This window comes from Thiolapillus sp. (assembly GCF_048562965.1).
Taxonomy (GTDB): domain Bacteria; phylum Pseudomonadota; class Gammaproteobacteria; order Chromatiales; family Chromatiaceae; genus Thiolapillus; species Thiolapillus brandeum_A.
The window spans coordinates 1-3,168 of sequence record NZ_JBHNMF010000379.1; the positions used below are offsets into that span (position 1 = coordinate 1).

Below are 3,168 nucleotides of genomic sequence, written 5' to 3' on the forward strand. Positions count from 1 at the left end.
AGGCCTACTTTGTTTTCCCTCTGGCGCAAGGCACGCCGGGAAAACAGTGCGGCCTCGCGGCTACTGGGGTCTACCAGCCTTCGCTTCGCTCTCCATGGCTGGCAGCGAACGCTCGTCCCCCGTCTGCTTGATCTCACCCTTCAGTGTCTGCGCGTTCAGACCCAGGTTGAGGATGGTATCCATCATGCCAGGCATGGACATGGCAGAGCCGGAACGCACGGAGACCAGCAGCGGATTCTCGGCATCTCCAAAGCCTTTTCCCGTAGCCTGTTCGACCTGCTTCATCTGTTCATGCACTTCTTCCATGACGCCATCAGGCAATTCATCCGTGTCGGAGTCCAGATACTCCAGGCAGGCTTCAGTAGAGATGACGAAACCCGGTGGAACATTCAGTCCGATCTGAGTCATCTCACAAAGGTTTGCTCCTTTTCCTCCTAACAGATGTTTATTTTTTCCATCACCTTCCTTGAATGAAAACACCATCTTTTTTGACATTATTTACAGCTCCTGAATTTGCACTTTGTTGACATGATAAGACTGCGCCAGTTTTTCCGGCGGATAACAGTGAAGAATACCATTGAATGCGGGCAAAGACAGAAAGTTACCGGGGGAATGGGAACAATTACCGAAATCCCGGCGGTAAAAAGTGCAAAGCCGGGACTTCAGGCGGTCAGTGATTTTGGCCGGGCGATCAGCCCTTCAGGCGTTGGGGTTCATCCTGCTCAAGATAGGCCAGTTCAGCTTCTGTAAGATCCACTTCATCATAACCGCTGATCATGGGCATGACATGATGCGTGAAGGAACCACCCGTGGTCAGCAGATAGAGATGAATGATGATAAAGGCCAGGATGGCAAATGCTGTACCCACGTGGATAATCGCCACCCATCCGAGTACCGGGCTGGTAATGCCATTCTGCCAATAGTTGTAGGTCAGATAGGCAAGACCGGAAATCCAGATGGCGGGAAAAAGAACCAGCTTCAGCCCCAGATAGGACAGTGCCTGCAGGGGATTGTGTTTGCGCCAGTAGTGCTTGCGATAGGGATGCTGCTCACCCTTGAATATCCCCCAGGCATAAAAACGTGCCACCTTCCATAGGCCATTGGTCGTAGGCAGATAATGCCGCCAGGTACCGGTTGTCACGTGCCAGAAGATGGCAAAAACCCACAACACGATCAGTGACAGTGCAGCCAGTGTATGTACCGTCACAGCCTGGTCGAAAGTGATCAGATTGTAAAAACCGTGTATCCGGAACCCGGTAAACAGCAAAGTAATGATCAGTGCTGCCTGTGTCCAGTGCCAGAAACGCTCAAAACCGTTGAATATTCTTACGCTGCGAACAGGCATCAGCTGTTCCTCCTGCTCAGTATGACCCGTAACAAACCATGTCCCAGAACACCTGCCAGTGTACCCAGCACGAGCAGTATCCCGAGGATATCTAGCCAGCGTGGTGCATCCCGTCCGGGCATGTAGAAATTGTCCAGGTTCTTCAGACGTCCATCCTTGGAATGGCATTCCTCACAGGCGAGCGCCTGTTCCTTGGGGGCCACCATGTGATTGATGGGCCAGTAGGAATAACTGTCGATAAAGCCGTATTCTCCGCTGTAGGGTATTCCATTCTTTTCCATGCCCACTTTAATGGCCTTGGCGAAATCATAGTTCCCCCAGAAAGCCGCATCATCGTCGCCCCAAAGATGCATATATACAAGCGTGTTGTTGCCCTTGTCATAGGGCTGCACGGTATGCATGCGCTTGAAGGGCCAGATACGGGAATCCGGATCAGCAGGATCACCGCTGAAATAGTTGATCTCGACCGGCTTGCTCGGATCGAACTTGGTATCGATGGTCGTATAACGCATCACGCCATTGAACCAGCGATATAGAGGTTTGACGTTCTCGTCGTACTTGAAGCTTCCCTTGATGGACTTGTAAGTATGACGCCACTCGCCATTGCCCTGCTTGTAGCCTTCCTCCTTGTAGCCTTCACCGTTTCGCAGGCGTCCCGCTGTACGCCAGTCCCAGTCCACCTTGGTGGCGACACCACCGCGGGCAAATGCCGGTATATGACAGCTTTCGCAGGCTACCCGGTCCACATGATCATTCTGCTTCAATCCCCTGACGGTCGTGGGATGGGGTTTGTCTCCATGGCAGCTTTCACAGGTGGCGGTCTCCCGTTCCATACCGGGCTTAGGTTTGGCGTGTTCCTTTTCATCCTTGGCAATCATGATGTAGCGGCTGCCCGCCCAATCATGCCCTTCTCCCACGTGGCAAATAATGCAGGCAAAGTTCTCACCCTGCTCGGACATGTGGACATCCACATCCCTGGGCGGATGAAACAGTACGGAGGACAGATCGCCGTGTTTTACGTTGTCGCCACCGCCACCGAAGAAATGACAGGTACCGCAGTTACTGCGGGCTGGCAGACGCACATGCTGGGCGACATTTGTCCAGTTGATGGGCTTGAGCCCTTCGAACATGACCGAACAGGCCTTGTTACCTTTTGTCGGCGGTGTCTTATAGTACTTGCCCGTCGCGTCGTGACATACAAGACAGTCGATGTTTTCTTCATTGCTGAAATCGTAGTTGCTGTCCTTCATGCCGAATCCGGCATGACATTGGGCACACATGCCCTCGTTGCCACGCGCATTGGTGCAGAAATTGTTGACCAGGACACTCTTGCCCAGTTTCTGCCCCGTAATCGGATCATCGAACCGCCAGGTCCAGTGCTTGTTCTTGATGAACTGATGGCCTGCGGTGTTGTGACAGCCCAGACAGGCCTTGGTAACTTCCGGTCCGCTGTTGAAAGGCCCCTGAAGCTCTTTGAGCTTGGTATGATCCGTGGTGGACTTCTTGGTCTTGTCCTTGTCCAGCGCAGTAACCGGATTGTCCACCTTGCCCTTGTTGCCTATGGCAGTATATTCGCTGATTCCCAATTCCACGCCACCTTTGGGGACCTCTTCAGAAACACTGGTCGCCAGCACCGGAGCCGAAGACCCCAATATCAGCAAAACCGACCACCCCAAACGTATTAGAAATCTATTGCGTGAAAACAGCATACAGTCCGACATCCACAGTTAGTTAAAGTAACTATTTTAACTAGAGTTTAGAGTTTCAGAGGAGAAAAACCACTAAAAATCTCAAAAAATAGTTGACATAGCAAGGCGCGGCCT

At 52.2% G+C, this 3,168-nt stretch carries 2 protein-coding genes and 1 pseudogene; all 3 read right to left on the reverse strand.

Annotated elements, in window-relative coordinates:
- Positions 1–108 precede the first annotated feature (108 nt).
- Positions 109–495, reverse strand: a pseudogene (locus ACOCD2_RS15070) (PEP/pyruvate-binding domain-containing protein); the annotation flags it as partial.
- Between the two features lie 196 nt (positions 496–691).
- On the reverse strand, positions 692–1,345 hold the full coding sequence (locus tag ACOCD2_RS15075; protein WP_293649237.1) for a cytochrome b/b6 domain-containing protein: 654 nt from the start codon (positions 1,343–1,345) through the stop codon (positions 692–694).
- On the reverse strand, positions 1,345–3,066 hold the full coding sequence (locus ACOCD2_RS15080; protein WP_293649240.1) for a tetrathionate reductase family octaheme c-type cytochrome: 1,722 nt from the start codon (positions 3,064–3,066) through the stop codon (positions 1,345–1,347). Before ACOCD2_RS15080 ends, ACOCD2_RS15075 begins: the two co-directional genes overlap by 1 nt.
- Positions 3,067–3,168: the final 102 nt, after the last annotated feature.